The sequence below is a fragment of the Bradyrhizobium genosp. SA-3 genome, from assembly GCF_004212635.1.
In the GTDB taxonomy this organism is placed as follows: Bacteria; Pseudomonadota; Alphaproteobacteria; order Rhizobiales; family Xanthobacteraceae; genus Bradyrhizobium.
Genome location: NZ_PSRT01000086.1, coordinates 1 through 26,542, shown reverse-complemented (window position 1 = coordinate 26,542; position 26,542 = coordinate 1). Strand labels below are relative to the sequence as shown.

The following is a 26,542-nucleotide window of genomic DNA, read 5'->3' as shown; positions in this document are numbered from 1 at the left end:
TTTGGCGGAGGTGGCTCGGCGTCCTGCACCTCTCCCCGATGGGGAGAGGTGACATGCCCCGCAATGTTCAGCGCGCAATGGTAGAGAGCCAAGCGTCGCCCACCGTCGAGGCCAGCCTGACGGCTCTCGCCGTCAGCCTGCGCGGCGTGACGAAGACGTATGATAACGGCGTCATGGCGCTCGGCCCGCTCGACCTCGCGGTGCGCAAGGGCGAGTTCATCTCGCTGCTGGGCCCGTCCGGCTGCGGCAAGTCGACCGCGCTGCGGCTGATCGCGGGGCTCAGCATGCCATCGTCCGGAATCGTGCGGGTGGCGCGCCACGAGGGCGTGCCGCAGCCGGGCCACGGCATCGGCTTCGTGTTCCAGGAGCCGACGCTGATGCCCTGGACCAGCGTGCGCGACAACGTGCGGCTACCCCTAAGGCTTGGCCGCGTTCCCAAGGCAGAGGCCTGCGCGCGTGCGGACGCGGCGCTCGCCAGTGTCGGGCTTGCCGATTTTGCCGATGCCTTTCCGCGCGAGCTCTCCGGCGGCATGAAGATGCGGGTGTCGCTGGCGCGCGCGCTCGTCACTGATCCCGATATCCTGCTGATGGACGAGCCGTTCGCGGCGCTCGACGAGATCACGCGCTTCCGCCTCAACAATGATCTGCTCGCGTTATGGCGCAGCCTCGGCAAGACCATCATCTTCGTCACCCATTCGGTGTTCGAATCCGTCTACCTGTCGCAGCGCGTGGTGGTGATGACGGCGCGGCCCGGCCGCATCCAGGCCGACCTCCGCATCGAGACGGTCGAGCCGCGGGCTGAGGAGTTTCGTACCTCCGCGGCCTATTCCGATTACTGCCGAAGAGTGTCGGCCGCGCTGGCGCCGTCCTATGCGGGGCAGTCGACGCTATGAACGCGCAAGCTGCCGTCACCGCAAAACCGTCCGGCGCGCAACGCGCGATGCGCCTCGTGCTGCCCGTCATCGTGTTCGCGGCCGGCCTCCTCGCCTGGGAACTGGTGGTCCGCATCAAGGAGATTCCGCCTTACGTGCTGCCGGCGCCCTCCGTCATCTTTCTGACGCTGATCAAGGACTGGGCGGTGCTGTCGCAGTCGCTGGCCACCACGCTTCTGACCACGCTCGAAGGGTTTGTCGCCGCGAGCGTCGGCGGCATCGCGCTGGCGCTGCTGTTCAACCAGTCGAAATGGGTGGAATATTCGCTGTTCCCCTACGCCGTCGTCCTCCAGGTGACGCCTGTCATCGCGATTGCGCCGCTGCTCCTGATCTATCTGGAGCAGCAGACCGCGGTGGTGGTCTGCGCCTTCATCGTCGCCTTTTTCCCGGTGCTGTCCAACACCACGCTCGGGCTCAACTCGGTCGACCGCAATCTCGCCGGCCTGTTCCAGCTCTATGGCGCCTCGCCGCCACAGACCCTGCGCTTCCTCAAGTTGCCTGCGGCGCTGCCCTACATCCTCGGCGGCTTGCGCATCGCCGGCGGCCTGTCGCTGATCGGCGCGGTCGTGGCCGAGATCGCGGCCGGAACGGCGGGTGCCGGCTCCGGGCTCGCCTACAGGATCGCCGAGTCAGGCTATCGATTGAACATACCCCGCATGTTCGCGGCGCTGCTTTTGTTGTCGCTCGCCGGGATTGTCATCTATGGGGTGCTGGCGCTAGTTTCGCACCTCGCTTTACGGCGCTGGCATGAGAGCGCGCTTGGAAAGGAAAGCTGATGTCTACCGGTTCGATTTCGTCCGAAAAGATCGACCTTCTGATCTATGGGCCGGTGCGGCCGATCCTCGACAACGGGTTTTCCGACCATTTCGTCGTGCACAAGGCCGAGACGCGCGGTGACCTCGAGCGACTGACGCCGGCGGTCCGCGACAAGATCCGCGGCGTTGCCGTGACCTATCACACCGTGCGCGCCGACAAGGATTCGCTGTCGCAATTGCCCAAGCTCGAGATGGTGGCGAGCTTCGGCGTCGGTTACGACCACATCGACGCCAAATACGCGGCCGAGCACAACATCATCGTCACCAACACGCCCGACGTCCTGACCGAGGAGGTCGCCGACGTCGCGATGGGCCTTCTGATCTCGACCCTGCGCGAGTTCATCAAGGCCGACCGCTACGTCCGCTCCGGACTGTGGCAGACGCAGAACTATCCGCTCAGCGTCGGCTCGCTGCGCGACCGCAAGGTCGGCATCGTCGGCATGGGGCGGATCGGCCAGGCCATCGCGCGCCGGCTCGATGCCTCCCTGGTGCCGGTGGTCTATCATTCCCGCAATCCGTCCAAGGACGTCTCCTACAAGCACTATCCTGATTTGATCGAGATGGCGAAGGCGGTGGACACGCTGATGGTCATCGTGCCCGGCGGCGCCAGCACGAACAAGATGATCAATGCCGAGGTGCTCAAGGCGCTCGGCCCGCGCGGCGTGCTCATCAACGTCGCGCGCGGCTCGGTGGTGGACGAGCCGGCGCTGGTGCAGGCGCTGAAATCCGGCACCATTCTCGCCGCCGGCCTCGACGTGTTCGCGGCCGAGCCGAACGTGCCGGACGACCTCAAGTCCATGCAGAACGTCGTGCTGCTGCCGCATATCGGCTCGGCCTCGGTGGTGACACGCAACGCGATGGACCAGCTCGTGGTCGACAATCTCAAGTCCTGGTTCGCCGGCAAGGCGCCGCTGACGCCGGTTGCGGAAACGCCGTTTAGGGGGCGCTGATGAGAGCTCTTCGGGGCGTTGCATTCGCCGTCGCGGCCTACTTGGCCGCGATCGGCATCGCGCATGCGCAGGATGCAACGACCCTGAAGAAGCAGATGCCCGGGCAGTGGGAGCTGTCGACCACCGAGCGCAGCAAGACCTGCGTCGTCACGCTCAAGGGCGACGCCGCGGGCCAGGGTTTTAAGCTGGAGCTGGAGCCGGCCTGCAAGACCGCGCTGCCTTTCACCAAGGACATCGTCGCCTGGAACGTTCGAGGTCTCGACATTGTCCGCTTGCAGGACGCGACCGGTGAAGCCGTGATCGACTTCACCGAGGTCGAGGCCGGCATCTTCGAGGGCCTGCGCCAGGGCGAGGGTGTCTACATCCTGCAAGATCTCGCCGCCGCGCGCTCGATGGCCAAGTCGATGGACCAGATGATCGGCGACTGGTCGATGGTGCGTGGCAACGGCCAGCCGGTCTGCGGGCTGACGCTGACCAACACCGAGGCGGGCCCGGACAATTTCCAGGTCTTCCTCAAGCCGAAATGCGACGCGGCGATCGCGCAGTTCAACCCGACGCAATGGCGGCTCGAGCGCGGCCAGATCATCCTGATGTCGAAGGCCGGCGAGGCCTGGCAGTTCGAGGCCGACGATAATGCGCAGTGGCGGCGCGTCCCCGACACCGCCGATCTCCTGATCATGCTGCGTCAATAGGCGACCGAGGTCGCTCGGCACTGCCGCGACGATGACGCGGCGAGCTCTCATGGGGAACCGGAGCGGCAGGGAATCGGTTAGCGGAACAGATGATTCCGTTGGGAGATCCGCATGGCCAAGCGTGTCCTCGCGATCGGCATCGAGCCCGGCAATGCGAATTATAGCGCATTCCCGCAGCTCACGCCCGAACATGTCCGCAGCTATATCGAGGCCCAGCTCCTGCGTTTGCGCGGCCTCGGTTTCGAGGTCACGAGCTGTCTGATCGATCTCGATGCGACCGCCGAGGCCGCCGTGACGGCGGCGCTGCGCGACGAGCGCTTCGATTGCATCGTGATCGGCGCCGGTCTCCGCGAGCCCAAGGAGCGCCTGCTGCTGTTCGAGAAGGTGCTCAACCTCGTCCACCGCCTGGCGCCGGAAGCCGCGATCTGCTTCAACACCACGCCCGCCGACACAGTCGAAGCGGTGCTGCGCTGGGTCGAACCGTAACCCCGCTCTGTAGGCAAGCCCGCAGCCGGCTCGGCGATCCGCCACCACTAACGGCCGCGACACCCCGCCTCCGGCGGCTGGGCGCCGCCACGTCTTTTCTGTGGTCTGATCGGCGTGTTGCATGATACGGTTGCCGCAATCCAACGTAGAGCGTGCATTCCGTTCAGGTCCTTTCGATGTTCAGAGCCATCGTCATCATCGTCCTCGCCTTTGCCCTGTCCGGCTGCGATGCCTTTGGCGCGCTGAAAAACGGAATGCAGTACGCACGGGCCGTGGAGGGCGACCTCGAGCAGTCGACCGGCGTAAGGCCGAAGGTCGGTTTCAACTGGCACAATGGCCGCCTCGCATCTGCTCTGGCCAGGGGCCCCTCGGTCTGAGGGCGCTGCAAGCGTGCTGTCGCGACATGCCCGCCCTTTGGCGCAACAGGCCCGAGCGGGGCGTATGTGTATCCGGTCTCGCATGTGCCGGTGGCTGATCGCTGCGATCGTCGGCGGCTCTCTCCTCGCCGTCGGCCCTGCATCTGCGCAACGAATCCCCACCGACGAGCCTGCGTTCACTGCTTTCGTGGCGGCACGGATAAATGCCGTGGTTCGTAACACACAAGTCGTGATCAAGGGCCCTCTGACGCTTTCGATCGGTCCCTTGCAAGCCAACCTCGATCGCATCTACGCCTTCTGCAAGGCCAACACGAGCGGCTGCGCCAAGGAGATCGAGACCTATGTCGGCGGGGTCGTCGCAACGACCGGCAACGTAAAGGACGCTCCGACCAAAGCAGCTCTCCGAATTGTGGTGCGCTCGACCGACTATATGCGGCAGGCGCTTCGCGAGCTCGAGTCTGCCGGTACCATCCCGACGCGTCCGCTCGCGGAGGGGCTGGTGATCGTCCCGGTGCTCGACTCGCCGCGCACGGTCAGGATCTTCAATGACAAGGACCGTGCTGCGCTCGGCTTGACGTCGGACCAGGTCTTCGACATCGCCATCGCCAATGTACGCAGCAGCTTGAAGCCGCTCATGTCCGCTGCAAAGCCGGCCGTGCCGGGACAGGTCGGCACGTTGAAGGGCGATTATTACGCGACAAGCCGGCTTGCGCTGATCGACAGCTGGGCGCCGCTCGCGCAAGCCCAGGATGGCGTTCTGATCGTGGCGGTTCCGACGCCCGATCTCGTGCTCTATTCGGGCGAGGACAGCAGCGCCGCGCTCGACGCGCTGCGTACGCTCGCCCAGAACGTCGTGGCCCGTGCGCCGAAGCCGCTTTCGGGAGCGCTGCTCCGCTGGACGCCGAAAGGATGGCAGTCCGTTCGATGACACTGCCGGTCACAACGGAGGTGCACTCTCTCTCCCGCTTGTGGGAGAGGGTTGGGGACAGGGTGCTTCCGCAATGGGACAATCCCCAAGCGGAGACAGCCTAAAGCTAGTCCGCTCTAGATCAACCGCATCCCGCGCAGGCTGGCATGGCCGCTTCTGCCGACGATGATGTGGTCGTGCACGGCGATGCCCAGCGGCTTTGCGATGTCGATGATCGCCTTGGTCATCTGGATGTCGGCCTGCGAGGGCGACGGGTCGCCTGAGGGGTGGTTGTGCACCAGGATCAGCGCGGTCGCGGAGAGTTCGAGCGCGCGCTTGATCACTTCGCGTGGATAGACCGGGGTGTGGTCGACGGTGCCGGTCTGCTGCACCTCGTCGGCGATGAGCTGGTTGCGCTTGTCGAGGAAGAGCAGGCGGAATTGCTCCTTGTCGGCGAAGGCCATGCTGGTGCGGCAGTAGTCGATCACCTCGTTCCAGGACGACAGCGCGTTGCGGCTGTTGACCCCGCCCTTGGCGACGCGGTGCGCCGCCGCTGCGATCAGCTTGAGCTGGTGGATCGCGGCCTCGCCGACGCCGTCCACCTCGCGCAGGCGCGCCACTGGGGCATGCACGACCTCGGCGAACGAACCGAAGGTCTTGATCAAAGTCTTTGCGAGTGGCTTGGTGTCCCGCCGCGGCAGCGCGGCAAACAGCGCCATCTCCAGCAGCTCGTAGTCGCTGAGCGCATCCGCGCCCGCGCTGTAGAAGCGCTCGCGCAGCCGCTCGCGATGGCCGTGATAATGCGGCGTGTCCTCAGGCTTGTCTTTGTCGTGGTCTGGCTTGACGGGCATCGGCCGCCAGCATTGCCGCGGGCCAACGTTTTTGCAACTGTCAATTGCGGCACGGCGGCGCCGCTCTAGCGTTGTGACTCCAACAGTCCATTCCGTCATTCCGGGGCCCGAGCGGAGCGAGAGAGCCCGGAATGCATCGGGCCACAGAGTACGCGGCTGAATGGATTCCGGGCTCACGACTTCGTCGCGCCCTGGAATGACGTCCCGGAATGACATTGAGTGAACCAGACGTCAGAGACGCAGCTCTAGCGCCCCGGCTTCAACCCCGGCACCAGTGCGGCGAGCCTGTCCTTGATCGGGCGGCCGAACATCGATCCGCCCATGCCTGACGGCGGTGGACCCGGCGGAGGTCCGCGGCGCCCGACGGTCGCATCGGTGCGGCGGTCGACGCCGAGCGTCAGCGTCGCAACGTAGCGGTCGCGCTCCTCCTTCACCGCGCAGAAGGCGCGATGCTCGGGATCGGAGCGTCCGATCACGAGGTCATTGGCGTTGATGATCGTGCGCTGCCGGGCGCGGTCCTTGTAGGCGGGAACGTTGATGTAGATGAACTCGTTCAGTGCGTCCGGCAGGAAAGTCTGCCCGGTCAGCACCGTGCGGTCGTCCAAAAATACCTTGAAATGGATGTGCGTGGCGCGGCCGTCGTACCAGCCGGGATAGATGGTATTGAACGCAACCCAGCCGGCCTCGTCGGTCATCTGCGTGCCACGCAAAAACGTCTTGCTGGTCGCGTCGATGTTGTGGCCGTCGCCCTGGCCGGGAAACGCCGAATAGAGGCCTTTTGCATCGCAATGCCAGATGTCGACCCGGGCGTCCCCGATTGCCGTGCAGGGCCCGGCTTCGATCACGCGCAGCCGCAGTGTCAGTGGCACACCGGGCCTGCCCTCCGTGATGTCGGACCGAACGAGTTTCGGGTCGGCATAGAACGGCCCTTCATCCGCCTGGGGCGTCAGGATGCAGGCCGGCTCGCTGTCCGCGGTGGCTGGAGCCGCCTGGGCGCGGGTCTGCAGCAGGCCGGCGGCGCTGGCGGATACGAATCCAAGGAAACCGCGACGCGTTGACTTGGCCAATCATCTCTCCTGTCAGCCCTGAGGAGAGATCGTCATCGGCAAGGGGGATGGCAAGATCAAGCTGCGATAATGGCGGCAATCAGATCAACGGTTTCTCGCTGTCTCGCTTCCGTGGAGGCACCGTGACAGCCACCACCCCGACCACAATGAGCACCATTCCTGCCAGACTAGACCAGGTAAAGCGCTCGCCAAGCAGGGTGATGCCGAGTGCCACCGCGAATCCCGCGCGCAGGTAGCTCCCGCTGGTCGTGCCGAGTGGGCCGAGCGTGTGGATCAGCCGAAAATAGATCACCATCGCAAGCGCGGTGCAGGCCACCGCAAGGACGATGACCGCCGTGATCGCCTGTGCCGTCGGCGCCAGCCTCCATGGCTCATCGACGACGGCGGCCGTGGGGAGCATCAGCATCGCGGCGCAGCTCATGGCACCGGCGGCCGTGACGATTGCGGGCAGGCCCGAGAAGCGCTGGCCCCAGATCGGCGCGAGCGCATAGCAAAGGCTCGCGCCGAGCACGGCCGCTTGCGCCGGCGGTGCCGCCGTGCCGATCCCGGAGAGCGCATCGATGCCCATTGTCACGGCCACGCCTGCGAGGCCAAGACCGACGCCAATGACCTTCTGGCCGCTTATCGTCCGGCGCCCGCGTCCGGTGATCATCGCGATCGCGAGCACGAACATCGGCGGCGTTGCGTTGAGCACGCCGGCGAGGCCGCTCGAAATATGCATCTCGCCCCAACTGATCAGGGTGAACGGCAGCGCGCTTTGCAGCAGCCCTTGCACGAGGAAGGCCGCCCACACCGATCCCCGGCGGGGAAGGTCATGTCCCTGCGCGAGCGCGATCAGGACCAGAAGGATAGCCGAGATCGTCACCCGCGCGGCGACCATCGTGAAGGGCGGAATGGTCGGGATCGCAACCTTGATCAGCGTGAACGAGCTGCCTCAAATCAGGGACAGAAGCAGCAGTAGGCCGATCTCGAACGCGACGGTCGTTCGTCCTGACATCGTTTGTTGCACCTGTGTGCTCATGCGATTGCCTCCTGAGGCGATCGACACCATGAGCCGGAGCGGCCGGACAGGCTGGCTGAATTCGGACCTCATCGCCCGATCGAGTCCGATTCCGGCTATCCGTCAGGCCGCATCGAAATTATTGTCAGGCCATGGCGACAGGCTCGGCACACCAGCAGGCGCTGCCACCGCATCTCGATTGGGAGACGTGCGATCGGGCGCGCCTCGCGCGTGCCCGCGCTTTCGACGGTCTGTTCTTCTCCGGCGTTCGCTCGACGCGCATCTATTGCCGGCCGGTCTGTCCCGTTCGCCCCGCTCGCTCCGAGAACGTCACCTTCTATGCGACGGCCGCCGCCGCCGAGCGGGCCGGCTTCCGCCCCTGCCTGCGGTGCCGGCCGGAGGCAGCGCCGGGGTCTCCCGCCTGGATGGGAACGGCCACCACGGTCGCCCGCGGGATGCGTCTGATCAACGAAGGATTCCTGGATCGCGCATCGGCGGCGGAGCTTGCCGAAGCCTTGGGGGTCGGGCCGCGCCATCTGCTCCGCCTATTCATGCGCCATGCCGGCGCGAGCCCGAGCGAGATCGCGGCAACCCGGCGCGTGCAGGAAGCCAAGCGCCTGATCGACCAGACCACCATGAATTTTGCGGAGATTGCCTTCGCGGCGGGCTTCGGCAGCGTCCGCCGATTCAACGACGCATTCGCGGCGACCTACAAGCGGCCGCCATCGTCATTCCGGCGTCCGCGACAGGGCGCGGCGGAGCGCGTGCGGTGATCAGCCGATCTGCTTCTCGCCGTGCCGCTCCGACAGCGTGAAGATCTCCACGCCCGTCGCCGTCACGCCGACCGAATGCTCGAACTGCGCTGACAGCGAGCGGTCGCGGGTGACCGCGGTCCAGCCGTCGGAGAGGATTTTGACGTGCGGCTTGCCGAGATTGATCATCGGCTCGATGGTGAAGAACATGCCGGGCTTGAGCTGCACGCCTTCGCCGGGCCGGCCGATATGGATAATGTTCGGCTCGTCGTGGAACATGCGGCCGAGGCCATGCCCGCAGAAATCGCGCACCACGCTCATGCCCTGCGGCTCGACGAAACTCTGGATGGCGTGACCGATGTCGCCGGTGGTGGCGCCGGGCTTCACCGCGGCAATGCCGCGCATCATCGCTTCATAGGTGACTTCGATCAGCCGCTCGGCTTTCCGCGCGATCGGGCCGACCGCATACATCCGGCTGGAATCGCCGTACCAGCCGTCGACGATGAAGGTGACGTCGATATTGACGATGTCGCCTTCCTTCAGCGGGCGGTCGCCGGGCATGCCGTGGCAGACCACGTGGTTGAGCGAGGTGCAGGTCGAGTATCGGTAGCCGCGATACATCAGCGTCGCCGGATAGGCGTTGTTGCTGAAGGCGAAGTCGCGGACGAATTCGTCGATGCGCGAGGTCGGCACGCCGGGCCCGACGATGTCGGTGAGCTCGTCGAGGCACTTGGCCACCAATGCGCCCGCCTTGCGCATGCCGGCAAAGGCGCTCGGCCCATGCAGCTTGATCTGTCCGGTCTTGCGCAGGGAGGTATCGGTGGCTTCGACGTAGCTCATGCGGGAACTGTCTTCCGGGCTCGGCCTGATTTCGATGTTGGCGGAAAGGCTTGATTTCAGGCCCTAATTTAATGATTGCGGGCCTTCATGCAAGCCGAGCGTGACCTTTGCACCCGAAAGCGGGCCTAATTCGGGACTTCTACGGTGGTTTCCACCGGTAACGCGCCACCCCGAATGCGGATTTCGCGGACGGGGTAGGGAACCCGGATGCCCTCGCGCTTGAAGGCATCCCACAGCGCCAGCATCACGTCGCTCTTGACGGTATCCATGCCGTCGGGGTCCGCGATCCAGAAGGTCAGCGAGAACTTCATCCCGGCCTCGGCAAACTCGGTCAAAATGCAGTTCGGCGGCTTGCCTTTCTGCGCGCGCGGATGGGCGGCAGCGGTCTCGGCGGCGAGCTTGCAGACCAGGCGCGGGTCGGCGTCGTAATTGGTGCCGAAGGCGATCTTCACCAGCGTGTTCTTGTCGGTATAGGTCCAGTTGACGACCTTCTGCGTCACCAGATCCTCGTTCGGCACCAGGAATTCGCGGCCGTCGCCGGCTGCGACGGAAATATAGCGCGTCTTCATCGCACTGATCCGCCCGGTGTTGTCGCCGATGGTGACGAGGTCGCCGGGCTTCACCGACTTGTCGGCGAGCAGGATGATCCCCGAGATGAAATTGGCGACGATCTTCTGCAGGCCAATACCGATGCCGACGCCGACCGCGCCGGAGAATACCGCGAGCGCCGACAGATCGATCCCGACCGCGCCGAGCGCGATCACGATCGCGACCGCAAGCAGCCCGATGCGGATGATCTTGACCAGCAGCACCTGCACCGACGGCGTCAGGTCGGTGGTCGCATTGATCCGGCTCTCGGCGAAATTGCTCGCGATGTTGGTCAGCCAGAGCGCGATCAGCAGCAGCGCGCCGGCCTTGAGCCCCAAGAGTGGGGTCAGCCGCAGACCGCCGAGCACGATAGCGAAGGAATCGAGCAACTCGACCGTCGCATCGAGCTGGCCGAGGATGGAGAGCGCGGCGACGAACCACGCCGTGATCGACACCAGCTTGACGATGAAGGCGTTGCGCAGCACCGAGGTGAGCAGCCGGATCACGAGCCATGCCAGCCCGAGCTTGGCCGCGACCATCAACAGATAACTGCGGCTCGGCCAGGTCGCATGGTACATCACCACGCGCGAAATGATCACGAGCAGGGTGAACACCGCCGTCGAGGCGCTCGCGACCATCACCCGGACGAAGTGCCGGAGCGGCAGCGGCCAGCGCATCGCCAGCGATGTCATGTCGATCCGGCTGCGAATGCCGGCCTCCGCGGCATAGGCGATGCCGGCCGCGGTCAGGATGAGACCGAATTGCAGGTAGAACCAGGGTGAGGAGATTTCCGCCCCGACGCTGCGCGCGGTGGTCTGCACGAACTCCATAAAGTCCTTGAGGTCCATGTCCATCGGGTCGGTCTCGTCGGGAAGCAGGCGGGAGGAATTGATTCGAGGGAGCTGCAGAATCCCACAAAGGGCACCGCCGGACCATCGATACACCGCTAAGTGATGCGCGTTAAGGCCGCAAAACGCGGCCAGATTGCCGCGAGCGGGAGAAAATGGGTTGGCGCGCGAGTCCGCCGACGATAAGGATGCAATTCCAGCGATTTGTACCCGGAAGGTGGATGGCCTCCCTCGACTCCGTCAGTCTCGCCATATTGCTCGGCGCTGTCCTCGTCATGGCCGGCATCCTCTCGAGCCTGCTTGCGCTGCGCTTCGGCGCGCCCCTGCTGCTCGTCTTCCTTGCGATCGGCATGCTCGCCGGCGATTCCGGCCCCGGCCAGCTCCAGTTCGACGACGTCCGCACCACCTATCTGGTCGGCTCGGTCGCGCTCGCCTTGATCCTGTTCGATGGCGGCTTGCGGACGCGCTTTGCCAGCATCCGCACTGTGCTCGCGCCCTCCGTGGTGCTCGCGACGATCGGCGTGCTGCTGACGGCGCTGATCACGGCGCCGTTCGCGAAATACGCGCTCGATCTCAACTGGACGGAATCGCTGCTGGTCGGCGCCGTGGTCGCCTCGACCGACGCCGCCGCGGTGTTCCTGTTGGTGCACACCCAGGGCCTGCGCCTGCGCCCGCGCGTCGGCGCGACGCTGGAGGCGGAATCCGGCACCAACGATCCGTTTGCGATCTTCCTCACGCTCATGCTGGTCGAGTACATCTCGCTGGGCTCGAGCTCGCCCGGCCATGTGCTGATCGAATTCGTCCAGGAGGCGGTGCTGGGTGCCGTGGTCGGCGTCATCGGCGGACGCCTGGTCGTGATCGCGCTCAATCAGGTGGCGCTGCCGCAGGGCCTGCATGCGCCGTTCGTGACGACAGGCGCGCTCGTCATCTTCGGCGGCTCGCAGATCATGCACGCATCAGGCTTTCTCGCGGTCTATCTCGCCGGCATCATCATCGGCAACCGGCCGACGCGCGCGCATAATTCAGTGGTGGCCTTCCTGGACGCCGCGACCTGGCTGGCGCAGATCGTGATGTTCGTGCTGCTTGGCCTTCTGGTCTCGCCGAGCCGGCTCGGTGCCAGCGTGCTGCCGGCAGTCGCCGTCGCGCTCGTCTTGATGCTGGTCGCGCGGCCGCTCGCGGTGTTCGCTTGCCTTGCGCCGTTCCGCTTCAACTGGCGCGAGAAGGTCTTCATCGCCTGGACCGGCTTGCGCGGTGCCGTCGCAATCTTCCTGGCGTCGATCCCGATGCTGGTCGGCCTGTCCAAGGCCTATCTCTATTTCGACGTCGCTTTCGTCGTCGTCATCATCTCGCTGCTGCTGCAAGGCTGGACGCTGGCACCCGCCGCGCGCAAGCTGCACGTGGCGCTGCCGCGCGCCGAGCGCGGCCCGCGCCGCGTCGAGTTGGATCTGCCGGGCCAGCTCGAGCAGCAGCTGGTCGGCTATCCGGTGCGGCCGAAGAGCCTGTACTTCCGCCGCGGCCTGATTCCGTCCTGGTCCAAGCCGACGCTGGTGATCCGCAACGAGAACATCTTGACGCCGACGGAGGCCGATCCGGTCGCGCCCGGCGATTACATCTACCTGCTGGCGCCGCCGGAAAAGGCCGAGGCGCTCGACCGCTTCTTCGTCGACATGCAGCCGAGCTCGGCGCCGGATCCGCATCTGCTCGGCGACTTCATGGTCTCCGGCGAGCACACGCTCGCCGAACTCGCCGAGATCTACGGCGTGAAGCTCGGCGCGGACGACGGCAAGCTGACGCTGGCCGATTATTTCGACGTCCATCTCGACCGCGCACCGAAGGAGGGCGCCGAGCTTGCGCTGGACACGATCGTGCTGGTCGCGCGCTCGATCTCCGGCGGCCGCGTCAACGTCGTCGGCCTGCGCCTGCCGGAAGAGGACGAGACCCCCGCGCCGCTGACCCGCACGCAGGCGCTGCAGCGCAAGCTCGCCGATGTGTGGGCGTCGGTGGCGGGGGTTTAGTTTCTCCTTCGTCATTCCGGGGCGCGCGATAGCGCGAACCCGGAATCCATCTCTCCACCAACCCGTTAGTGAAATGGATTCCGGGTTCGTCCTTCGGACGCCCCGGAATGACGAGGAAAGGAACCGCCACCAAATCGCCGCAACCGCCGAAGATTTGCGCGGTTTCGTGACCTTGAAACCCGGAACACTCCGCCATGCCGCTGGTTCTAAGGCGCGTAACAGCTTGGACTGACAGGAGTATGCAATGCGAAAGTTCATCCTTCCGATTCTAACAGCTCTCGCGCTCGGCGCTGCCGCACCGGCGATGGCTTATGACACCGGCGATCAGATCTCGATGCAGGCCGCCCTCGACGTCGCGACAGATCTCGGCGTCGTGACGGTCTCGCATACCAACTTCCTCGGCGACGAATGGGAGGTTGATGGACGGGATCGTGTCGGTCGCTGGATGGAAGTCTATGTCGATGCGAGGACCGGCGAGGTGCGCAACGTCGAGCGCGGGTGGTAGTTTACGGCTAGTCATGAAGTGGGGTAGCCCGGATGGAGCGAAGCGAAATCCGGGGACTCTATCCAGCGGCGCCGTCCCGGATTACGCTTGCGCTCCATCCGGGCTACGTCTTCACGTCAGCACCTTCACCCCGCCAAAACTCGTCACACGGCCCTGCTTCAGCATCACGATCTGCGTGGCGAGCTGGCGCAGCTCGGCGGCGTCGTGGCTGACATAGACCATCGGCACGTTGGCCTCGTCCCGCAGCCGCACCAGATAGGGCAGGATCTCGAGCTTGCGGCTCTCGTCGAGCGCGCCGAGCGGCTCGTCGAGCAGCAGGAGGCGCGGCTTCGACAGCAGCGCGCGGCCGAGCGCGACGCGCTGGCGCTCGCCGCCGGAGAGCTTTCCGGGCCGGCGGCCGAGCAGGGCGCCGATGTCGAGGAGATCGATGATGCGCTTGTGCTGGGCCGGATCGGCGGCGAGGCCGTTCATGCGTCTGCCATAGTCGAGATTCTGCGCCACGTTGAGATGCGGAAACAGCCGCGCGTCCTGGAACACATAGCCGATGCGGCGGCGCCAGGCCGGCACGTGGATGCCGGCCGCGGTGTCGTCGACGGTCTCGCCGTCGATCACGATGCTGCCGCGGTCGGGCCGCAACAGGCCCGCGATCATGTTGACCAGTGAGGTCTTGCCGGCGCCCGAGGCGCCGAACAGGCCGATGACGCGGCCCTCGCTGGTGAAGGACGCGTGCAGCGAAAACTCACCCAACTGTTTTTCGACATCGACGCGCAGCATGGTCAATTCCCGTGCAGCCGCGCCGTGGCGCGGCGGGCGAACCATTCTGCCGCAATCAATGCGCCGAGCGCGAGCACGATCGAGACGATGACGAGCCGCCCTGCGGCAGCGTCGCCGTCGGGCGTCTGGATCAGCGAATAGATCGCGGACGAGATCGTCTGGGTCTCGCCGGGAATGTTGGACACGAAGGTGATGGTGGCGCCGAACTCGCCGATGGCCTTGGCGAAGCCGAGCACCATGCCGGCGAGCACGCCGGGCAGCGCGAGCGGCAGCGTCACCGTGAAGAACACCTTCCAGGGTGCCGCGCCAAGCGTCTCGGCGGCCTGCTCGAGCCGGCGGTCGATCGCCTCGATCGACAGCCGCATCGGCCGCACGAGAAGCGGAAACGCCATCACGCCGCAGGCGAGCGCCGCGCCGGTCCAGCGGAAAGAGAAGACGATGCCGAGATGGTCGGCGAGGAAGCTGCCGACGGGGCCGCGGCGGCCGAAGCTGAGCAGCAGCAGATAGCCGGTGACCACAGGCGGCAGCACCAGCGGCAGATGCACGGTAGCGTCGAGTAGCGACTTGCCCCAGAAATCGCGCCGCGCGAGCAGCCATGCCAGCGCGATGCCGAACGGCGTCGCCACCAGCGTTGCGACAATGGCGACCCTGAGCGAAAGCAGGATCGCCGTCCATTCGGCGGGTGAAATCTCAGACATCAAGCCGGAGATATCACGTGGTGGGGCTGATCAGGAATTTGAAACCGTATTTTTCCAGAACGGTCTTGGCGGCCGTCGAGCGCAGGAAGGCGAGATAGTCGCTGGTCTCGCCCTTCGCGGTCGTGGTCGCCGCGACCGGATAGATGATCGGCGGGTGCGAATCCGCCGGGAAGGTGCCGACGATCTTCACGCCCGGCTCGACCTTGGCGTCGGTGGCATAGACGATGCCGAGCACGGCCTCGCCGCGTGCCACCAGCGTCAGCGCGCCGCGCACGCTCTCGGCCATGGCGAATTTCGGCTCGGCCGCCTGCCAGGCGCCGAGCTTCTCGAGCGCAGCCTTGGCGTATTTGCCGACAGGCACGGATTTCACGTCGCCGGTCGCGATCCTGCCGTCGCCGGCGAGCTTGGCGAGATCGAAGCCCTGCGCGATCGTGACGTTGTCGATCTTGGAGTCTTTCGGCGCGATCAGCACGATGCTGTTGCCGAGCAGATTGACCCGGCTCGGCTCGTTGATGGCCTTCCTGGCAATGGCGTAGTCCATCCAGTCGGTGTCGGCCGAAACGAACACGTCGGCCGGCGCGCCCTGCTCGATCTGCCTGGCCAGCACCGAGCTTGCGGCATAGCTGACGGAGAACTTGACGCCGGTCTTGGCGGTGTAGGCCGCGTCGATCTCGTCGAGCGCGTTCTTCATCGAAGCGGCCGCGAACACGGTGATGGTCTTGTCCTCGGCGGCAGCGGGCGACGGGCTCGCGCCCGCGAGGATGACGAAGGCGGCGACAAGTGCGGCAATACGAAACATGGATAGCGCTCCGTGCAAGCTCGCGCGCGGTGACGCGCAAATCTGGCGTTGGGTGGGTCTGATGCGACGGGCGGACGCGCTGTTCCACGGGCCTTGCGACGGCTTACGGCCGGCAGGGATATCGCTGCTCGCGAAGATAGCAGCCCTCGGCCTCAGGTCAAACCTCGTTCGTCGTCCTGGACCAGCGGAGCGCCGATCCAGGACCCATTACCCCAGGTAGTAGTTTTGCGAAGACTCGGAGTTATCAGCTCGTGTCACGTCTCCTCCCTGGGGTAATGGGTCCTGGCTTTCGCCAGGACGACGGCTGTGTGTGAGGCAGTAGCTCCAATCTCACCACGTCATCCCGGACAAGCGCCGAGGCCCATACGTCGTCCCGGCCTAGTGCGCAATTGCGCACGGGGGCCGGGACCCATAGCCACAGGGAGAAGTTTGGCGAAGACTGGTCGTTCGGTATTGCCACCGGTCGCGATCGATAGATCACGCGGTATGGGTCCTGGCTTCGTCAGGACGACGGCGGCGAGCTACGGCTTCGCATCCGCTGCATGCAGCACGGCCTTGCACGCGGCCGGCATGTCGGCCAGCGTCATCGGCGGCTTCGGTTTCGGCGGCTCCGGCGGCGGCTTTGGGTGCAGCACTGCATCCGAGAACCAATAGGCGAGATCGGAGGCCTTGCAGCCTTCGTCCTCGGATTGCGACGGCTGGCCCTCGCATTCCCCGGCGCCCGCGGGACAGTGCATGCGGATGTGGAAGTGATAGTCGTGGCCCCACCAGGGGCGGATCTTCGACAGCCAGGCGCGGTCGCCCTTGGCCTCGCGGCACAGCGCCTTCTTGATCGCGGCGTTGACGAAGATGCGCTGCACCGCCGGCTCCCGCGCCGCATCGCGCAGCACCAGCACATGGCCTGGCGTGAACACCTTCGGATCGACGTCGAGCCGGTCGGGGCGAACCATCATCACCGCCGACATCTCCTCGCGCTCCTCGCGCGAGAGCCGGCGGTCCGGCATCGGCGTCAGCCAGATGTCGGCATCGAGGCCGATCTGGTGGCTGGCATGGCCCGACAGCGCCGGCCCGCCGCGCGGTTGCGCGATGTCGCCGACCAGGATGCCCGGCCAGCCGGCGTCCTTGTGCGCTTTGGCCGCGAGCCGCTTGATCAGGGCGATCATCTCGGGGTGGCCGTAGTTGCGGTTGCGCGAGAGCCGCATCACCTGCCAATTGTCGCCGTTGAGCGGCATCTGCATGGCGCCGCCGATGCAGCCCTTGGTGTAGGAGCCGATGACATGGGCCGATCCCTTCGACGGCAGCAGCTTGCGCGCGAACAACTCCTTGGCGGCGAGGGAGGGGTCGTTCGGATTGGCGAGCGGCGGCAGCGGTTTTGGGGTGACGCTGCCCTTGTCCTGGGCCAGCGCGCTACCGGCGGCCAAGAATGTCACAAAAAGCAGGAGAGGAGCGAGGCGGCGGGGACTCATGCCGAATCCTTATAACCCAACACCGCGTCAGGGTTAAGAATTGAGCGCCATGCTGCGATCACACGGCCAGCCAAAATCCGTCGCGTCATCCCAAAGTCGCACGCGCGATGGTCGATCCTTAATCGCGCGATAACCCTGTTCTGCATTGACCAAAATTTGTGCGCGACGTGAGGAATAACCGCGACTCGCATGCAATCGCGCGCGATTTCGGAAATGATTCAAGCGCGCGCGCAATTTTGCGCCAGATCGGTCCTTGACCGCGGCGCCGGGATGAGGTTGGCGGCGCCCGTCCACGCAGCCGCGCCTCGCAAACAGGCAGCAAGGGGCCTCCTCGCGCGGGCCGCAGCCGGGCAAGATTACTTTTTTTCAGACACTTGCCCCCAAGCTTGCGGTCACTGGGCGTGACTGGGACGAGTGAAGTTGAGTTTGGGGTCTCGAAAGACAGGAAAGCGAAAGCGCAACGTGCTTGCCCAAGCCGGCCGACAGCCGCGCTTCGCGCGCACGCCTCATCCGCCTGCCGACCGCGATGAACTCTTGCGCAGCCGCGCCGAGGCGGAAGCCGCGATCGCGGAAGCGCGTAAATCCCATGAGCGCCTGCGCCAGGCCATCGACATCCTGCCGCAGGGCATCGTGTTTCTCGATGCCGACGGCCGCTACGTGCTCTGGAACAAGAAATACGCCGAGATCTACAGCAAGACCGCCGATCTGTTCGTCGAGGGCGCGCGCCTGGAGGACACGCTGCGCGTCGGCGTCGCCCGCGGCGATTATCCCGAGGCCGTCGGCCACGAAGACGAGTGGATCGCGCAGCGGCTGCAAAAGCTCTATCAGCCCGGCGCGCGCCACGAGCAGAAGCTCGCCGACGGCCGCGTCATCCTGATCGAGGAGCGATTGACCGACGACGGCGGCGTCGTCGGCCTGCGCGTCGACATCACCGAATTAAAGCAGCGCGAGGCCTCGTTCCGCCTGCTGTTCGACGGCAATCCCGTTCCCATGATCGTCTGCGCGCTGGACGATGAACGCATCCTCGGCGTCAACGATGCCGCGATCGCGCATTACGGCTATAGCCGCGCCGAGTTCGAGAAGCTGAAGATCCGCTCCTTGCAGGCTTTCGACAGCGAGCCGCCCTGGACCACCGATCCAACCGGCGCGGAGCAGGCCGGGCGCACCTGGAAGCACGTCAAGGCCGACGGTGCGCTGATCGACCTTGCGATCTACTCGCGCGAACTGACTTATGCCGAGCGGCCCGCGGTGCTGCTCGCGCTGATGGATATCACCGAGCGCAAGCGCGCCGAGGCTCGTCTGGCCTTCATGGCCCAGCACGACGCGCTGACCGGCCTGCCGAACCGCAATTTGTTGCGCCAGCAGGTCGACGAGATGCTGCTGCATACGCGGCGCAGCACCGACAAGGTCGCGCTGCTGATGCTGGGGCTGGACAACTTCAAGGCGGTCAACGACACGCTGGGGCACGCGGTCGGCGACAAGCTGCTCCGCGGCGTCGCCAAGCGGCTGCGCTCTACCTTGCGCGAGGAGGACGCGCTGGCGCGGTTGAACTCGGACGAGTTCGCCATTGTCCAAAGCGGCCTGGCACGTCCCGAGGACGCGGTGATGCTGGCAAAACGCCTGCTCGAGGCCATCGCCGATCCCTATCTGCTCGACGGCCATTCCGTGGTGATCGGCGCCTCCATCGGCATCGCCATGGCACCCGGCGACGGCGATGAGTCCGAAAAGCTGCTCAAGAGCGCCGACATGGCGCTGTCGCGTGCCAAGGCCGATTCGCGCGGCACCTTCGCCTTCTTCGAGGCGGCGCTGGATGCAAAAGCGCAGAGCCGGCGCAAGATCGAGGTCGAGCTGCGCGACGCGATCCAGAATGACGTGCTGCGCCCCTATTACCAGCCGCTGATCGACCTCCAGAGCGGCCGCATCACCGGGTTCGAGGCGCTGGTGCGCTGGCCGCATGCCGAGCGCGGCATGGTCTCGCCGGCCGAGTTCATTCCGGTTGCCGAGGACACCGGCCTCATCAACCCGCTCGGCGGCCTGATGCTGCGCCGCGCGTGCCTGGATGCGGCGGCCTGGCCGGACGACGTTCGCGTCGCCGTCAACCTCTCGCCGCTGCAATTCCGCAGCGGCAATCTGCTGTCGATGGTAACGGATGCGCTGAAACATTCCGGCCTGCCGCCGCGGCGGCTCGAGCTCGAGATCACCGAGACGCTGCTCCTGGAGAAGAGCGCGCAGGTGCTGGCGATCTTGCATGCGCTGCGCGCGTTAGGGGTGCGCATCTCGATGGACGATTTCGGTACCGGCTATTCCAGCCTCAGCTATTTGCGCAGCTTCCCGTTCGACAAGATCAAGATCGATCAGTCCTTCGTGCGCGATTTAGGCTCCAACCGCGAAGCCCAGGCGATCATCCGCTCCATCGTCAGCCTCGGCAAGGGCCTCGGGGTCACCATCACTGCCGAAGGCGTCGAGACCGAAGCCGAGCTCAGCTGCTTGCGCACCGAGGGCTGCGACGAGGGCCAGGGCTTTTTGTTCAGCAAGGCAAGGCCCAACGCGGAGATCATCAGCCTCCTCGCCGCACAGCGCGGCATTGATGCGGCCGACGAAGACGCTGCGCTGGTGGCGTGAACGCTCGCTTCTTTGGAATGTAAGGGACGCGCTGCTCTCTCCGCTAACCTCTCCCGCTTGCGGGAGAGGTCGCGCCGGAGGCGCGGGTGAGGGCTCTCTTCTCTGGGGGATTGTCCCGTTGCGGAGACACCCTCTCCCCAACCCTCTTTGCGGCTCGTTCATGCGTCGTCCGGTATGGCCCAAGCGGACGTTAATCTTATTCGATCACCTCGTCCGCAAACGCCAGCAGACCGGGCGGGATTTCGAGGTCCAGCGTTTTTGCGACATTGAGGTTGATCACGAACTCAAATCTCGTGGGCTGCCAAATCGGCAGGTCGGCCGGCTTGTCGCCCTTCAGAATGCGGCCGACATAGATACCGCCTTGCCGAAAGGCGTCGGTCAGACTGTTGCCGTAGCTCATCAAGCCGCCGGCGTCAGCAAAATCGCGCCAAGGATACATTGTGGGAATGGCGCTACGCGCTGCTAAGTCAACGACACGACGACGTTCAAGATTGAAGAGGCGGTCGGAGGTTACAAGCAGCGCGTTTGTTCGACGTTCGACCGATGTCGCAAACGCCTTTTCGAGATCGGCGAGGTTTCGCGCCTCCAGAATGAGCAGTTGCAGCCCCGAGGAAGATGCGGCTGATCGCAGGCCTGTTACATCCGCATTTGGATTGTCCGGGTTGACCAGCACCCCCACCAAAGACGCGTGGGGTAATAGAGCGCGCAGCAATTCGAACCGCTTCGGTTCCAGCGCGCTCACCTGGAACGCAACCCCAGTGGCATTGCCGGCCGGGCGATTGATGGAAGCAGCAAGGCCCATAGCGACTGGATCGAGACCCACCACGAACACGATAGGGATTTGTGAGGTCGTCGCTTTGGCAGCCAATGCCCCGCCATTATCGGCGGTAAAGATCAGAGCGACGCGCTTACGAACCAAATCGGCTGCGGCGTCTCGCAGTTCTTCATTGGCGCTGGGCCAACGCCCCGCGATGGAAACGTTCTGGCCTTCAACAAATCCCATTTGCTTGAGGCCGCGGCGAAACGCCTCGCCGAACGTCTCCGACCCGGGGCTCGGGCGGTTGAGAGAGCCGATCACCGGCATTGCCAATTTCTGTGCCTGAGCGGGCAATGGCAAAGTCATTGCCGCAGCACCAAAGGCCGTAATGAATTCGCGCCGTTTCATGCGTGCGACCTCGGAAAGCCCCTTGGACCGACTGAAGGAGGGAATGCCAACGATAGAGGTCCTAGAACGGATATCGCGTTTTCGAAGCCGGCCGCAACCTAACTCGCGGGTCGTTGCAGCCGGTTCGCGATTTGAGCGCGGCTAGATTATTCGTCGCGGTGTTTATTGCCAAGGCCGTCCGCGCGATCCTGCCGACGATCAGAGTACACTGTCACCTAACGTTCTTGGCCTGGTCACGCTGCAATCAGAGTCCGAACGGATAGGTGTCTGGGACGGCGCCGCGACGATGCTCGGGGCCCAAATGTGTCACTGCATGTGTCTCGTCAAACCACACCAACGCGTTGAACTGTTGAGGCAGAGAGGCCTCGGCATAATGGCTTTGCAGTTCGGTGTCCGGTCGGTAGATCACGCCGATGAAGCGTTCCAGGCGCGGTTCGAGCAAGCGACGGCGAAGAGCCTCCTCGCGGCCGAATTCGATCAGGCCGCGCGTCGCACCGGCATCGTGAAACAGCCGCTCATAGCTGTCTGGTCGGGACGGCCGAACCTGCATCACTTCCATCTCGGCGTCCCAATCCGAGGCGGCTGCCACCGTGCCGCTATGTGTGCTTAATCCGATCAGCGACGCCGCTTCACCGAATTTCTCCCGACAGAGCTGACCAATGTTGAGCTCGTTACGGACCGCGCCCATGCTGGTGAAACGCGCATTTCCGATATGGGAATTGTGCGCCCAGACCACGGCCTTGGATTGGGGGCCATGTGCGTCAAGGATATGGCTTAACGTCTCGAACATATGCGTATCCCGTAAATTCCAGGACTCCGCGCCGCCGTAATACATAATGCGGTAGTAGCGCTCCGCTGACGCGATCAACCGGGCGTTCTGCGCGGCATCCAGGAAGCTGTCTGGATCGTCCGCCGCATAGTCGAGCTGCTTCTTCAGAATATCCTGGCACTGCCGAACCACCTCCGCCTCGCATTTCCGGTAGCGCTCGGTCAGGACGGCGCGGCCATAAGTCGAAGGCTCGCGCTGCCACGGCGTCAGGCAGCCGTAGCGTTCGCGCGCCACCGCTGCCGATTGAGGATCGATCCTATCGAGGTAAGTGAGAACGGCCGCGATCGAGTCGCGCATGTTGTAAATGTCGAGCCCGAAGAACCCGGCTCGATCGGTTGCCGGCATTCGTTCATTGCGACTGCGCATCCAGTCAACGAAGGAAGCCACATCCGTATTTCGCCACATCCAGGTCGGAAAGCGTTCGAACGGGGTCTGGTTTAACGCTCCGCGCTGCGTTCGACCGCGAACGTAACGGTCGATCGCTGCGGCGTCGGGCCAATCCGCTTCCACGGCGACGATCGTAAATCCGTGTTCTTCAATCAGCCGGCGGGTAATCGCTGCGCGCGCCTGGTAGAACTCCGACGTACCGTGACTGGCTTCGCCCAGCAAGACGATGCGCGACTGTCCGAAGCGATCGAACGGCACACCGAATGCAGGATCGCCGAAGGCAGGCAACGGTTCGACAGTAGCACGGATCATGTCTGTCAGCGATCGCAACCGCGTGTGACCGGGGACGTGATTGCTGGCCGAGCGCGTGCCATCCTCGGCCCATCCTTGCTCGCCGATCAGCGGCACGAAGCGGACGGCCCCGAAGGTCTCTTCATCGTAATCAGTCTGGCTCCGGCGCGTAATCCGGAGCAGCGATTGTTCGTCCGCGAAATTGCCGACGGGAATGACGAGGCGGCCGCCGACGGCCAACTGGCGCTTAAGCGCGTCAGGCACCGAGGGACCGCCGGCGGCGACCAGGATCGCGTCGAATGGCGCCTCATCGGCCAGGCCGCGGGTGCCGTCGCCGGTATGGACAATGCAATTCGCATATCCGAGCGCAATCAGCCGCTGCGCTGCGATTCTGGCCAGGGCGCCATGTCGCTCGATCGTATGAACCGTTTTGGCAAGCCGAGAGGCAATTGCGGCAGCATAGCCTGAGCCGGTACCGACCTCGAGCACCTTGTCCATCGGCTTCAGTTCGGCCGCCTCGGTCATCAGCGCGACAATGTAGGGCTGCGAGATGGTCTGGTTGTTTGCGATCGGCAGTGCGCCGTCCTCGTAGGCAAATTCCTCAAAGCCGGATTCCACGAACCGCTCCCGCGGAACCTGTCGCATAGCGTCCAACACGCGAGGATCACGGATGCCACGGCGCGCGAGTTGAACGTCGACCATGCGGTCGCGAAGATCTGAAAAATCGCTCATGCGACCCGTCCATCGAAAATGCCGCCGCATAAGCCAATCAGGACGGACGAAACCAGTTCCTCCTTTATGGCCGGACCGCATCCCGCACGGCGGGACCGCCGGTTCCCCCCCACGAATTCGTACCGACCGCCCGCGTTTAAGAGCCGGTTCGACCAATACCGTTCCGCAACATGGCCGGCACAACTTCTTCGACTGATTGCGGCGGGATTCCAAGCTCGGAAAATCCTGGCATTCCCACCGCCGCTATGTTGTCGATCTGCATCAACTCCACCTGATTCCGTGTGATGGGGGGCCTTGGAAGCAGCTCCGAAATCCATCCCGCTACATGCCAAGCAGCAAACGGTACTGGAATGAGCATGGGCCTGCGGCCGGCTGCGCGCGCGACGGTTCTGAGAAGCTCTTCGTATGTGTAGATGCGGGGACCAGCGCATTCATACGTGATTGCGTTCGTTTCGGTGCTCAGAAGCGCTCTTGTGATCGCGTCGGCCACATCGTCAACATAGGCCGGCTGCAATCTCGTCGATCCGCGGCCGAACATCGGATAGATCGGATATCGGCGGAGCAGCTTGAGGATGATGGTGAGAAACGCGTCATCCGGGCCGAACATCACCGCCGGGCGAACCAGTGTAGCCTCAGGAAATACCGCGCGGACCGCGAGTTCGCCTTCGCCACGCTTGCGAATATAGAGGGACGGCGAAGTGGCATCAGAGCCGATTCCGGAAACGTGGATGAGCCGCTTAACGCCAGCTCGATGTGCCCTGGCCGCCAATCGCCGGGCTGATTCCACATGCACGGAATGAAAAGTCTCCTGTCCGTGTTCAATATAGAGGCTGACCGTGTTGATGGCGCCGTAAGCGCCATCAACAGCAGCGGCTATCGAACCCTCGTCGCGTAGATCGACGTTCACAGATTGGAGGCGTGGGTCGTCGTGACCAAAAAGCTGTCTGCCTCGTTCGGGATGTCTTGATGCAATCCGAACGAAAGACTCAGGCGCCCGGAGCAAATGTTGAACAACGCGGCGGCCGAGAAACCCCGTTCCACCGAACACCGTAACAAGGCGATTATTAGCGGTCGCCATGGCGCAACTCGTACTGAGATCGTCTCAAGCAAGGCATGGCCAGCGGAGACCGCAGGCTCCCGAGCAGGCGCCAAACCTGAGGAAGGTGCGTGCAACGCCGCCGAGTCTATTCCTGGTCTTACACACGATCGCGGAGGTCGGTCACGCCTTCCTTCTGGGCGCAGTGGTCGCAGCAATAGTAGGTGCCGCTCTTTTCCAGGCCGTGTCCCACGATGCGCGTTCCGCAATGCTTGCACGTTGGCGCCAAGGCATGAATTGCGCACTCGAAGCTGTCGAACGTGTGCGCCTGGCCGTTCATCACCACCTGAAAAGACTTGTCATAGTCATTGCCGCAGGTTTCACATGTCGACATTGTGCCTCCTTAACGCCGCGCGGCGTTTGCGAGTTTGAGCAGCCTTCTTGGCTGACCTGGAACGTTCATCCTCCGGTGCGCTACGAACGGTGGAGTTCATCAATTGTTCCTATTCGACCTGACTTACTGCAGATCGTCTGGGAGCCGGTGTGCGAAAATCCGAGGATGTGCGCGATTTCTGCCAATGCAGTTTGCCGACCGCGGCGAATTGTTCAGCCGGCATTCCCGCACGGGCACCGGACCTTCGTCCTCTTGTGTAGCCGCAGAAATGCACCGCCGCTTTGGCTCGACGCAGACCTCAGCAAACTCCGCCTTGATGTCAGCTGATTGAAGTGAAGCTGGCTCGTTGTGCTGAAAGCGAGTTCTTCGGAGGCTGACCTCAACAGACATTCCGGTCGGTATTTGTTTGGTTCAGGAATATGCGCGGCGGGCCAGCGCTGTCCGTATTCCATCCGAGGCGGGCGACCTAAGTATGAGCCGCCCGCCGTTTGGATGAATGTCGTGCAGGAACCTTGCCCTACCTGGGATGTTGGAAAGCAACTGCAATAACTCAGGAGGAACTCGTATGAGAACTCTGTTATTGGCCGGTGTACTGGCGGTTGCTGGTTTCGCTATCGCCACGCCGATCTCCATTGCGCCCGCGTCAGCTCAAGTTGCCGTTGAAACTCCGCTCGGCGGCGTGAGAGTGGGCCCGGAGCGGCGTTACTACCGAGAGTACGATCGACCCGCTTATCGCGCTTACGGATATGATCGCGGATATCGCGGTGGATGCCGCACCGTCACGATCGAGCGCGACGACGGTTCGGTCCGCAGGGTCCGCCGTTGCGATTAACAGTACCGGACTAGAAGATTGACGCCCGGCGCTCACAAAAGGGCGCCGAGCCGAAGGAATTGGGAGCTATACTAAGGCCGCTTCAGTTGGCCGCCTCTTTTATTTTGCGAATGTCGCGTGTTGGCCCTTAGCCGAACCACGCTGATCCTGTTGTGATGTCGGCTATTGTCGGTAGAGCGGACGCGGGGCCGCGCTCGCTTCGACCGCCGCTTGTGACCCCAAACGGAGTGCGCTGCTCACATTCAAACAAGTCAGGAATTGAGTGCGCCGTAAACCATGCCCAGTGTTACGCTGTAGGTTAGGAGCATTGCCAGCGAGAACAGTGCGGGTGAAATGCCAAGTCCAACCTGGAGTGCGAATAACCGAAGGCCGATCATAGGAAAGAACACCAGTCCCATAATCGCCCATCCGAGCACACCGTATATCATTCCTTTGATCGCACCGACATTGCCTGGCAGCCATCGATAAAGATGTCCAAAGATGAAACTGACGAAGGTTGAGCCATTCAGGAATGAAAGTAACCAAGGCACCACCGGATGGATTGCAGTGCCCGTTACATGGCTCAGTGTCGTCTGGAGACTTTCGTAGGGCTGGAATGACGGAAGCAGTTCAGCCCAAGATTTGAAATACATCAGCAGCGAATGCGTGATGCTTCCGCACAACCCTGCAACAACTGCCTTCCACATCCTATCGCCTGAAGGCATGATATCGGTCGCCCATTCTCAGGAGTGGCTTTCCAAATAACCGCGCGGTCGCTGCTCCACGTCGATCATGGATCGCAATTCGACTGAAGGCGTCAGGCTGGCCTCCCCGGCTACCGGACCTGCATGCCGGTCTCTGACGACGATGATCGGAACAGCAATGAGACCAAGCGGCGATACTTGTCAGGCTA

The 26,542-nt window shown here is 64.1% G+C and carries 24 protein-coding genes and 1 pseudogene; 11 read left to right on the top strand and 14 right to left on the bottom strand.

Translation table 11 applies throughout. From position 1 onward, the window contains the following. The first annotated feature begins 77 nt into the window (after nt 1-77). The 7 genes from CWO91_RS27060 to CWO91_RS27030 all read left to right on the top strand — a co-directional run bounded on the left by CWO91_RS27060 (nt 78) and on the right by CWO91_RS27030 (nt 5,180). A complete protein-coding gene (locus CWO91_RS27060; protein WP_130217872.1) occupies nt 78-893 on the top strand; it encodes an ABC transporter ATP-binding protein in 816 nt (271 codons plus the stop codon). Further along, nucleotides 890-1,708, top strand: a complete 819-nt coding sequence (locus CWO91_RS27055; RefSeq protein ID WP_130217857.1) for an ABC transporter permease — start codon at nt 890-892, stop codon at nt 1,706-1,708. The genes CWO91_RS27060 and CWO91_RS27055 overlap by 4 nt, the downstream gene beginning before the upstream one ends. Further along, the gene (locus CWO91_RS27050; protein ID WP_130217855.1) at nt 1,708-2,697 is read left to right on the top strand and encodes a 2-hydroxyacid dehydrogenase; all 990 of its coding nucleotides are present in this window, start codon (nt 1,708-1,710) and stop codon (nt 2,695-2,697) included. The genes CWO91_RS27055 and CWO91_RS27050 overlap by 1 nt, the downstream gene beginning before the upstream one ends. Continuing rightward, nucleotides 2,697-3,389: an AprI/Inh family metalloprotease inhibitor gene (locus tag CWO91_RS27045; protein WP_130217853.1), complete on the top strand. Its 693-nt coding sequence runs from the start codon at nt 2,697-2,699 to the stop codon at nt 3,387-3,389. The genes CWO91_RS27050 and CWO91_RS27045 overlap by 1 nt, the downstream gene beginning before the upstream one ends. A gap of 111 nt (nt 3,390-3,500) precedes the next feature. Then, on the top strand, nt 3,501-3,875 hold the full coding sequence (locus CWO91_RS27040; RefSeq protein WP_130217851.1) for a hypothetical protein: 375 nt from the start codon (nt 3,501-3,503) through the stop codon (nt 3,873-3,875). A gap of 176 nt (nt 3,876-4,051) precedes the next feature. Further along, a complete protein-coding gene (locus tag CWO91_RS27035) occupies nt 4,052-4,252 on the top strand; it encodes a hypothetical protein (protein ID WP_130217849.1) in 201 nt (66 codons plus the stop codon). Nucleotides 4,253-4,460: 208 nt separating this feature from the next. Continuing rightward, nucleotides 4,461-5,180 (top strand): hypothetical protein, encoded by a 720-nt coding sequence (locus CWO91_RS27030; RefSeq protein ID WP_245471373.1) that lies wholly within the window; start codon nt 4,461-4,463, stop codon nt 5,178-5,180. Between the two features lie 116 nt (nt 5,181-5,296). Here the strand turns inward: CWO91_RS27030 and radC are convergent, their stop codons facing one another. The 3 genes and pseudogenes from radC to CWO91_RS27015 form a co-directional block, all read right to left on the bottom strand. Next, nucleotides 5,297-6,010: a RadC family protein gene (radC, locus tag CWO91_RS27025; RefSeq protein WP_130217845.1), complete on the bottom strand. Its 714-nt coding sequence runs from the start codon at nt 6,008-6,010 to the stop codon at nt 5,297-5,299. Between the two features lie 245 nt (nt 6,011-6,255). Continuing rightward, nucleotides 6,256-7,077, bottom strand: a complete 822-nt coding sequence (locus tag CWO91_RS27020; protein ID WP_130217843.1) for an intradiol ring-cleavage dioxygenase — start codon at nt 7,075-7,077, stop codon at nt 6,256-6,258. A 79-nt stretch (nt 7,078-7,156) separates the two neighbouring features. After that, nucleotides 7,157-7,999 (bottom strand): annotated as a pseudogene (locus CWO91_RS27015) (DMT family transporter); the annotation flags it as partial. A 230-nt stretch (nt 8,000-8,229) separates the two neighbouring features. On the opposite strand from CWO91_RS27015, the gene CWO91_RS27010 reads away from it, so the two are divergent. Continuing rightward, entirely contained in the window at nt 8,230-8,850 is a 621-nt protein-coding gene (locus CWO91_RS27010; protein WP_130217841.1) for an Ada metal-binding domain-containing protein, read from the top strand. On the opposite strand, the gene map is transcribed toward CWO91_RS27010, so the two are convergent. Continuing rightward, nucleotides 8,851-9,669: a type I methionyl aminopeptidase gene (map, locus tag CWO91_RS27005; RefSeq protein ID WP_130217839.1), complete on the bottom strand. Its 819-nt coding sequence runs from the start codon at nt 9,667-9,669 to the stop codon at nt 8,851-8,853. Between the two features lie 125 nt (nt 9,670-9,794). Then, complete coding sequence (locus CWO91_RS27000; protein ID WP_165405730.1) at nt 9,795-11,111, bottom strand: mechanosensitive ion channel family protein; 1,317 nt, start codon at nt 11,109-11,111, stop codon at nt 9,795-9,797. A gap of 215 nt (nt 11,112-11,326) precedes the next feature. On the opposite strand from CWO91_RS27000, the gene CWO91_RS26995 reads away from it, so the two are divergent. Together CWO91_RS26995 and CWO91_RS26990 are read left to right on the top strand one after the other, a co-directional pair. Then, nucleotides 11,327-13,120 carry a potassium/proton antiporter gene (locus CWO91_RS26995; protein ID WP_130217837.1) on the top strand — a complete coding sequence of 598 codons (1,794 nt, stop codon included), beginning with the start codon at nt 11,327-11,329 and terminating at the stop codon, nt 13,118-13,120. A 244-nt stretch (nt 13,121-13,364) separates the two neighbouring features. After that, nucleotides 13,365-13,625, top strand: coding sequence for a PepSY domain-containing protein (locus CWO91_RS26990; RefSeq protein ID WP_128936962.1), 261 nt, complete (start codon nt 13,365-13,367; stop codon nt 13,623-13,625). 111 nt (nt 13,626-13,736) lie between these two features. Here the strand turns inward: CWO91_RS26990 and modC are convergent, their stop codons facing one another. The 4 genes from modC to mepA form a co-directional block, all read right to left on the bottom strand. Continuing rightward, complete coding sequence (gene modC, locus CWO91_RS26985) at nt 13,737-14,399, bottom strand: molybdenum ABC transporter ATP-binding protein (protein ID WP_130217835.1); 663 nt, start codon at nt 14,397-14,399, stop codon at nt 13,737-13,739. Between the two features lie 2 nt (nt 14,400-14,401). After that, a complete protein-coding gene (gene modB / locus CWO91_RS26980) occupies nt 14,402-15,097 on the bottom strand; it encodes a molybdate ABC transporter permease subunit (RefSeq protein WP_130217833.1) in 696 nt (231 codons plus the stop codon). A 13-nt stretch (nt 15,098-15,110) separates the two neighbouring features. After that, nucleotides 15,111-15,896 (bottom strand): molybdate ABC transporter substrate-binding protein, encoded by a 786-nt coding sequence (modA, locus tag CWO91_RS26975; protein ID WP_130217831.1) that lies wholly within the window; start codon nt 15,894-15,896, stop codon nt 15,111-15,113. A 521-nt stretch (nt 15,897-16,417) separates the two neighbouring features. Beyond that, nucleotides 16,418-17,362, bottom strand: a complete 945-nt coding sequence (mepA, locus tag CWO91_RS26970) for a penicillin-insensitive murein endopeptidase (RefSeq protein WP_130217829.1) — start codon at nt 17,360-17,362, stop codon at nt 16,418-16,420. 462 nt (nt 17,363-17,824) lie between these two features. On the opposite strand from mepA, the gene CWO91_RS26965 reads away from it, so the two are divergent. After that, a complete protein-coding gene (locus CWO91_RS26965; RefSeq protein WP_130217827.1) occupies nt 17,825-19,984 on the top strand; it encodes an EAL domain-containing protein in 2,160 nt (719 codons plus the stop codon). A 196-nt stretch (nt 19,985-20,180) separates the two neighbouring features. On the opposite strand, the gene CWO91_RS26960 is transcribed toward CWO91_RS26965, so the two are convergent. From CWO91_RS26960 to CWO91_RS26940, 5 genes are all read right to left on the bottom strand, one after another. Further along, nucleotides 20,181-21,149, bottom strand: a complete 969-nt coding sequence (locus CWO91_RS26960) for an ABC transporter substrate-binding protein (protein ID WP_130217825.1) — start codon at nt 21,147-21,149, stop codon at nt 20,181-20,183. Between the two features lie 244 nt (nt 21,150-21,393). Beyond that, nucleotides 21,394-23,388: a protein-L-isoaspartate(D-aspartate) O-methyltransferase gene (locus CWO91_RS26955; RefSeq protein WP_130217823.1), complete on the bottom strand. Its 1,995-nt coding sequence runs from the start codon at nt 23,386-23,388 to the stop codon at nt 21,394-21,396. Between the two features lie 136 nt (nt 23,389-23,524). Next, nucleotides 23,525-24,466, bottom strand: coding sequence for a complex I NDUFA9 subunit family protein (locus CWO91_RS26950; RefSeq protein WP_130217821.1), 942 nt, complete (start codon nt 24,464-24,466; stop codon nt 23,525-23,527). 118 nt (nt 24,467-24,584) lie between these two features. Continuing rightward, a complete protein-coding gene (locus tag CWO91_RS26945; protein WP_091896907.1) occupies nt 24,585-24,818 on the bottom strand; it encodes a hypothetical protein in 234 nt (77 codons plus the stop codon). 1,083 nt (nt 24,819-25,901) lie between these two features. Beyond that, nucleotides 25,902-26,336 (bottom strand): DUF6789 family protein, encoded by a 435-nt coding sequence (locus CWO91_RS26940; protein WP_245471371.1) that lies wholly within the window; start codon nt 26,334-26,336, stop codon nt 25,902-25,904. Nucleotides 26,337-26,542: the final 206 nt, after the last annotated feature.

What these genes read in the sequence shown, in the direction of transcription:
- CWO91_RS27060 (WP_130217872.1), top strand. Translation starts at nt 78, where the DNA reads ATGGTAGAGAGCCAAGCGTCGCCCACCGTCGAGGCCAGCCTGACGGCT.
- CWO91_RS27055 (WP_130217857.1), top strand. Translation starts at nt 890, where the DNA reads ATGAACGCGCAAGCTGCCGTCACCGCAAAACCGTCCGGCGCGCAACGC.
- CWO91_RS27050 (WP_130217855.1), top strand. Translation starts at nt 1,708, where the DNA reads ATGTCTACCGGTTCGATTTCGTCCGAAAAGATCGACCTTCTGATCTAT.
- CWO91_RS27045 (WP_130217853.1), top strand. Translation starts at nt 2,697, where the DNA reads ATGAGAGCTCTTCGGGGCGTTGCATTCGCCGTCGCGGCCTACTTGGCC.
- CWO91_RS27040 (WP_130217851.1), top strand. Translation starts at nt 3,501, where the DNA reads ATGGCCAAGCGTGTCCTCGCGATCGGCATCGAGCCCGGCAATGCGAAT.
- CWO91_RS27035 (WP_130217849.1), top strand. Translation starts at nt 4,052, where the DNA reads ATGTTCAGAGCCATCGTCATCATCGTCCTCGCCTTTGCCCTGTCCGGC.
- radC (WP_130217845.1), bottom strand. Translation starts at nt 6,010, where the DNA reads ATGCCCGTCAAGCCAGACCACGACAAAGACAAGCCTGAGGACACGCCG.
- CWO91_RS27010 (WP_130217841.1), top strand. Translation starts at nt 8,230, where the DNA reads ATGGCGACAGGCTCGGCACACCAGCAGGCGCTGCCACCGCATCTCGAT.
- map (WP_130217839.1), bottom strand. Translation starts at nt 9,669, where the DNA reads ATGAGCTACGTCGAAGCCACCGATACCTCCCTGCGCAAGACCGGACAG.
- CWO91_RS27000 (WP_165405730.1), bottom strand. Translation starts at nt 11,111, where the DNA reads ATGGACATGGACCTCAAGGACTTTATGGAGTTCGTGCAGACCACCGCG.
- CWO91_RS26995 (WP_130217837.1), top strand. Translation starts at nt 11,327, where the DNA reads ATGGCCTCCCTCGACTCCGTCAGTCTCGCCATATTGCTCGGCGCTGTC.
- CWO91_RS26990 (WP_128936962.1), top strand. Translation starts at nt 13,365, where the DNA reads ATGCGAAAGTTCATCCTTCCGATTCTAACAGCTCTCGCGCTCGGCGCT.
- modC (WP_130217835.1), bottom strand. Translation starts at nt 14,399, where the DNA reads ATGCTGCGCGTCGATGTCGAAAAACAGTTGGGTGAGTTTTCGCTGCAC.
- modB (WP_130217833.1), bottom strand. Translation starts at nt 15,097, where the DNA reads ATGTCTGAGATTTCACCCGCCGAATGGACGGCGATCCTGCTTTCGCTC.
- modA (WP_130217831.1), bottom strand. Translation starts at nt 15,896, where the DNA reads ATGTTTCGTATTGCCGCACTTGTCGCCGCCTTCGTCATCCTCGCGGGC.
- mepA (WP_130217829.1), bottom strand. Translation starts at nt 17,362, where the DNA reads ATGAGTCCCCGCCGCCTCGCTCCTCTCCTGCTTTTTGTGACATTCTTG.
- CWO91_RS26960 (WP_130217825.1), bottom strand. Translation starts at nt 21,149, where the DNA reads ATGAAACGGCGCGAATTCATTACGGCCTTTGGTGCTGCGGCAATGACT.
- CWO91_RS26955 (WP_130217823.1), bottom strand. Translation starts at nt 23,388, where the DNA reads ATGAGCGATTTTTCAGATCTTCGCGACCGCATGGTCGACGTTCAACTC.
- CWO91_RS26950 (WP_130217821.1), bottom strand. Translation starts at nt 24,466, where the DNA reads ATGGCGACCGCTAATAATCGCCTTGTTACGGTGTTCGGTGGAACGGGG.
- CWO91_RS26945 (WP_091896907.1), bottom strand. Translation starts at nt 24,818, where the DNA reads ATGTCGACATGTGAAACCTGCGGCAATGACTATGACAAGTCTTTTCAG.
- CWO91_RS26940 (WP_245471371.1), bottom strand. Translation starts at nt 26,336, where the DNA reads ATGTGGAAGGCAGTTGTTGCAGGGTTGTGCGGAAGCATCACGCATTCG.